General features: G+C 41.3%; 5 protein-coding genes. 2 read left to right on the top strand and 3 right to left on the bottom strand.

Annotated elements, in window-relative coordinates; translation table 11 throughout:
• Nucleotides 1-45 precede the first annotated feature (45 nt).
• Nucleotides 46-1,029 carry an RNA polymerase sigma factor, RpoD/SigA family gene (locus H6G97_RS22275; protein WP_190942849.1) on the bottom strand — a complete coding sequence of 328 codons (984 nt, stop codon included), beginning with the start codon at nucleotides 1,027-1,029 and terminating at the stop codon, nucleotides 46-48.
• A 479-nt stretch (nucleotides 1,030-1,508) separates the two neighbouring features.
• On the opposite strand from H6G97_RS22275, the gene H6G97_RS51805 reads away from it, so the two are divergent.
• On the top strand, nucleotides 1,509-1,697 hold the full coding sequence (locus tag H6G97_RS51805; RefSeq protein ID WP_206759124.1) for a hypothetical protein: 189 nt from the start codon (nucleotides 1,509-1,511) through the stop codon (nucleotides 1,695-1,697).
• A 4-nt stretch (nucleotides 1,698-1,701) separates the two neighbouring features.
• Here the strand turns inward: H6G97_RS51805 and H6G97_RS22280 are convergent, their stop codons facing one another.
• Both H6G97_RS22280 and H6G97_RS22285 read right to left on the bottom strand, forming a co-directional pair.
• Nucleotides 1,702-3,432 (bottom strand): helicase HerA domain-containing protein, encoded by a 1,731-nt coding sequence (locus tag H6G97_RS22280; RefSeq protein WP_190942854.1) that lies wholly within the window; start codon nucleotides 3,430-3,432, stop codon nucleotides 1,702-1,704.
• A gap of 109 nt (nucleotides 3,433-3,541) precedes the next feature.
• Complete coding sequence (locus H6G97_RS22285) at nucleotides 3,542-4,336, bottom strand: glutathione S-transferase family protein (protein WP_190942850.1); 795 nt, start codon at nucleotides 4,334-4,336, stop codon at nucleotides 3,542-3,544.
• 753 nt (nucleotides 4,337-5,089) lie between these two features.
• Here H6G97_RS22285 and H6G97_RS22290 point away from each other — a divergent pair.
• Nucleotides 5,090-5,923 (top strand): fasciclin domain-containing protein, encoded by an 834-nt coding sequence (locus tag H6G97_RS22290; protein WP_190942851.1) that lies wholly within the window; start codon nucleotides 5,090-5,092, stop codon nucleotides 5,921-5,923.
• The last annotated feature ends 221 nt before the right edge of the window (nucleotides 5,924-6,144 follow it).

The raw sequence follows: 6,144 nt of genomic DNA on the forward strand, positions 1-6,144 counted from the left end.
CATCACCAAGGTGGTGTAGAGACGCGGAATTTCGCGTCTCTCGTTTTAGCTAGCAATGTACTCTTTGACATTGGCACGACGGCGACGCAGATGAGCCAAAGCTTGATGCTCTAACTGACGGACGCGTTCACGGCTGAGATTCAATCTCTCACCAACTTTCGCCAATGACATTTCATTACCATCTTCTAAACCAAAGCGTAACGCTACAACTTCTCGCTGTTGCGGCGTTAGTTCTGCTAATAGGTTGTTCAAGTCTTGGCGTAAGAATTCCTGGTTGGTGTAATACTCTGGTGATGGGCCATCATCTTCGAGCATTTCTTGCAACTCAGTATCCTGGTTCTCACCAACTCGCACATCCAAAGACACTGGTTGACGAGCCATATTCAGATACTCGCGGATCTGAGCCGGTTCTATTTCCAGTTCTTTCGCAATTTCCGCTGGAGTCGGCGATCGCCCCAAGGTTTGAGCCAACTCGCGCTGCACTTTTTTGATTTTGTTCAGTTTTTCAGTAATGTGAATTGGTAAGCGGATGGTACGACCTTGTTGAGCGATCGCCCGGGTAATTGCTTGGCGAATCCACCAGTAAGCATAGGTTGAGAATTTATAACCCCTCATTGGGTCAAATTTCTCCACACCCCGCTCTAATCCTAGTGTTCCTTCCTGGATTAAATCCAGAAACTCCATATTCCGCTTTTGATATTTTTTAGCAATAGCAACCACTAAGCGCAAATTCGCTTCGATCATTTTTTGCTTTGCCCGCTTACCTTGCGCCACCGTTTGTTTCACCTCGGTTTCCGATTGGTGAACGTGGTCAGCCCACTCTTGTGAACTCGGTTCGCGTTGTAGCTTCTTTGTCAAAGCTTCTTTGGCATCAATGAGCGTCATCATTTGCTGCACCTGCTTCCCAAAGACAATTTCTTGTTCACGGGTTAGCAGTGGTACACGACCAATTTCTCGCAGATAGGTTCGCACCATATCAGCCGTGAATTTGGTGTTGAGGTTTTCAGTTTGGGTATTGACAGTAGGCATTGGTGCGATGTCCTCTACTTCCTAAGCAAAATGTATATTTTCTTACTAAGAATGGATTGAAAAAGGTAGTACATCTATCACAAAATATCGGGAGCTAACAGAAGTAATTATCAATTGATATAGCCGTTTTTAATACGGTAACCGCCAAATGATAGGTTCCCTACTTCCCTGAATTTTCAATCTCTTATAAGCACGCTGGTTGTTTTTGATAATTATTTATTTTTTAAACCGTTACTGACAGCAGATGACAAATCCGAAGTCGGTATGAGTTCTACTTAGTTTTATATTACGATAAATCAGGTAAATAGTAAACTATCTTAAGATAAAACTTTTAATTATAGTTCAAAAGCGGTTGTTAGAGAAAAAAATTTAAATTTCCTTGAAATTACTGACTACATCTATAGTGACGCGAAAAACTCCTCTTCTGTTGCCAAAAATTAGCCGGATAACCGAACTTAATTTGCTCTGATAATGGAGGGATGTTACGAATTAGTCATTGGTCATTTGTTACTTGTACTGAGCGACTCGTGCCTAGTGGAGCCGAGGTAAGCCGTTGGCGCAATCTCTGTCTCCGACAGGCTGTTCGCCTTCATAGAGAAGTATTGGTCATTCGCAAAGGACATAGACGCACCAGCGGCTTCCCGGAGGGTAGGACAACTGACAACTGACAATCTAAAATCCCAGGTCAGCTTTAGCTAGTTCAGCAGCAGCGAATACTTCTGCGTCAGGTTTTTCTTCCCAGGCTGGCTCACCAATTTCTTCGTAAAAAGTTGCGTCATAAGGTCGGGTACGTACTACTACTGGCATCGGAACAGCGTGACCCAATATTAAAGCTTGTTGCTTCGAGTCTAGCTTTGCCAACACCGATCGCAGTCCACCACCACCAGATACACCCGTAAAAATTGCGTCGATGTCTTTTTCATCATTGAGCAAAGCGGTAATGCGAGTCCCAATCTGGGACATAACTTCATTATCTATCCCTGACGGGCGTTGATCAACTACCAAAAGTGTGACAAAATACTTCCGCAGTTCGCGGGCGATAGTCCCAAAGATAGTACTTTGGACGATAGCCGGGTCAAGGAAACGATGCGCCTCTTCAATGGTAATCATCAATGGCGTGGGGCGATCGTTAGGATTTTTGCTTTGCAAGAATTTATCTGCTTTTTTGACATAATGCTCGTGAATGCGTCGGGTGATCATATTCGTCACCAACATATAAGAGAGCATATTAGACTGGGAACCAAATTCTATCACAACATTCTTCCCAGATTCCAGGCATTGCACAATTTTACTAATGTAATTCTGGGGGCAAACTGCTCGCATATACTTCAAACTATCCATCCGCAATAGTTTGCGCTGCAACGCCATAATCGAGCCTTTGTGTCCGCGCTTCTCGTCGCAGAACATCTCGATTTCTTCGTTAGTCATATTCAACAACTGGACAATCCAAGACTTGCCAAACTCGCTAAAGAGGATATTAGCGTTATCCAAGGCTGCATCAGAGAGTCCTAAATCTCGGCTACATAACTTAATATCTTCAACTTCTATTTGCTCATAGCTCAAATAAAGTTCTTGAGCATCACGCACACCACGACGCTTTGTCGATTCCGGGTCGAGGGTGTAAACTTCGACTTTACTGGGAAAAAGTTGTTTTAATCCCTTAACTGTATTTACGTTCTTCCCTTCTGCAACGGCTTCCCAGCCATATTCAGAGTGCATATCAAAAATCAAGTTGACTGCCGCATTTTTACGGATAACGCCAGCTAAAAGTAACCTTGTTAGAAAGGATTTTCCAGTACCAGATTTACCAAAGACTCCATTACTCCGTTCCACAAAGCGGTTTAAATCGATGCAAACGGGCACATCCATATCCAAAGGTTTGCCGATGGAAAAATTGCGCCTTTGGGGGTCATCTTCCCAACCAAATACCCGGCGAAAATCGTCAACACTTGCATCGTAAACTTGGCTAAAGTGGCTAGGAATAGTTTTAACAGGCAACAATTCCATCGTCGTGCTGGTTTGCGGCACAAATGAAGCCAAACCTGTCACCGATGGGAGAAAGGGGTTTACCGATTTGCCATTTGTTGGGGAGAAAGATTCTTCAGTTTCGGGAGTGAACATCAACATCGGCGCGAGGTTGATAGTACCATAAGTACCACTTCCGGCTAAAACATCTCGTAAAAAAGTGTCTTCCCAATTGGGGGGATTAGCAATAATTCGGGCATTAGCAGCTCCCAATGCTACATCTGTCAGCATACAAAAAAAACGCGATCGCATCCCTTGGACAACAAGAAACTTGCCCACCCGCATATCTTCCACAGAAATGTCAGGATGCAATCGTACTTCTAAACCTTCAGTTAAAGAACCTTGAATGACCGAACCTAATGGCTGTGCCGAATTCATTTGATTAGTCATTTGTCATTTGTCATTTGTCATTGGTCATTGGTCATTGGTCATTTGTTTTTCTTCTCCATCCCCTATGCCCTATGCCCAATTTCCCATGCCCAATTATCTAATCAATCTGAATCGAGGTTGGGGCACTTCCCGTTGATGAAGTACTAGTAATTAATGGTTTGCGGAATTGGGCGTAAAGGCGATCGCGCCAGGTAAAGAATGGTTCATAATTTATATTCTCGGCAAAGATTGGCAATCCTTTACCTCTAATAGAAGCTGGTAAATCTAAATAGGGGCCAGGGGGGAACTTGAGCAATATCGATAAGCCAGCCACAGACAAGTCAGCTAAAGTCGGCTCATCTCCTGTTAAATAAGGACTATCTGCCAATAATAACGTTAAGGCTTCCAAGTCTTGTTTTAGGGATGCGATCGCAGACTGTATCACATCTGGGCTGTAACCAACGCCAAAACCGAACAGTGCCAGGAAATCACTGGGTACTCCTCCAACCAGACTTTTAAATATATCAGGTGTTGAGGTGGGTAATAAAGACTTACGAAAATTTTGATCTTGACTTATGGCAGCAAATAGTGCTTTGCGACCTTTAATGCCTATAGACTCATCCGCCCATTCTTCTATTAATAAAGTTAAACCCCGTTGTTTGGGATCTTGCGGTATTATTGGGCGATCGGGATATTCTAAGTCTAAATACTTAGCTATCTCCGTAGAATCCACAATATATTTATTCCGATCCTTTAATACCGGGACTTGTCTTTGACCAGTCAGCCGGAACAGTTCTACTTGTCCAATCCCAGGCGTGACTTCTATTTTGCGGTAATCTAGTCCTTTAAAATCTAGAATTAGGCGCACTTTCTCTGAGTATTGAGAGAGTTCCCATTGGTATAATTCCAGCATTTATCTGTATACCTTGTAACTAGTCAACGTCTTAACTTTACAATTGTATCTTTAGTTTAAGTAATTTTTATTGTCATTAGTTGCTTAATTGTCTATTTAATTAAGATTAGAGTTTAACAGATGCCTGATTTTAGGCAAAATTATCGATTTTAAAAAATATTATTTTCTGATTGATTAAAATATCAAATAACTAAATAATTTAATTTGGCGTATATTAAATAAACCGAACCGCTCTGTCGTGACTCTTCAGCTCTTGCTTTAAGTTCTGTCACCCTTAACCTATGTTGATATATTTAGTTAACTAAATTTATGTCTATGCTTTGATTGAGTAATCAATGGTTAATTTAGAGATTTAGCCTTTTCCTCTACGGGATTCAAGATTTTTAAATCAATTATTATTTTACGTACAAACTTGTATACAAATTGGGTTTTAAGTATAATATTTCTCCAGGCTGATTGAAAATCACAACTTGTAGATGTAATATTTTCCCACTTTTATTAGAGTTGACGCTATACAAAGTGAGGCTTTTTAATTATTTTTGGTGTGATAGAGGAAATTTGCTCAATTTAAATAAGATATATGCTAAATATATCTCATACTTATCACCGGGATCTGAGGTTGGATATCTTAGCCTTATTAGCACAAATTCTTCTAGTGAAAAATCTTACTTCCTTATTTCGTTAGATTTTGTGCATTACAAAATGTTATAAATCTTTATGTAGTGTGTGGAAAATTAAAGACAAACAAAATTTATGAAGACAAATTACAGCAAATTGCTGACCACATTGGCAGGCATAGCAGGGTTTACTAGTTTCAGCCTGCTCATTACTTTACCATCTGATGCAAAATCTGCACTAAATCCTAGCCCCAGTGTTTTCAACGAAGCTCCTTATAACAAGGGTCAACGTGTTCAAGCAAATGCTCAATATATACCTGCCGAGGCCCCTTCCGAAACAGAAAAGGGCAATACCAAACGCCAACCAGTGGCACAAAACAGTGGTGGAAAGGTAAATCCCAGACCAAGTATTTTCAATGAGCCTCCCTATAACCGTGGTGGTAGTGCTACACCTAGTGAGCCTGTACCCGCTAGCCCAAGTACTACCCCAGAAACTCAACCTACCACACCACCTATTACGACTCCCCCACAACCAGGGGCAAGAGACAATCAAGGCAAAAACTTGTTAGCGTTGGCAGAGTCAAACCCTTCCTTTACCACCTTAACCAAAGCTTTGAAAGCAGCAGGCTTGACCGGAGCTTTGCAAGGCAAAGATAACTTAACTATTTTTGCACCCACTGATGCAGCTTTTGCAAAGTTGCCAGCTGATGCTTTGCAAGAATTGTTAAAACCAGACAACAAAGAAGTATTGCTCAAGATTTTAACTTACCACGTCGTATCTGGTAAGGTATTATCCACTGATTTGAAATCTGGCGAAGTTAAAAGTCTTGAAGGCGGCGCAATTAACGTTAAAGTTGATCCTGCTACTGGTGTAACTATCAATGATGCTAAAGTGACACAGGCAGATATCACAGGCAGCAATGGTGTAATCCACGCAATTGATCAGGTGATTTTACCTCCTGACTTGTAGTTTTTCAGCATCAGTACAACCTATAGCAGATTAGGTTGGCATAAAATATTAATAGGAAAAAACTCCGTTCAGATATTATTTTGGACGGTTTTTTTGTAATAAAGTGAGTTATAGCAACAGACAAGGCGGTTAGGACGCTAGGCGAAGTACATATTCCATAGCATCCCTGATACAGTCAAATTGAATAAGTTGTTGACGAATTCGACTCTTCAACCATGACC

It is taken from the genome of Nostoc flagelliforme FACHB-838, from assembly GCF_014698065.1.
GTDB lineage: Bacteria > Cyanobacteriota > Cyanobacteriia > Cyanobacteriales > Nostocaceae > Nostoc > Nostoc flagelliforme_B.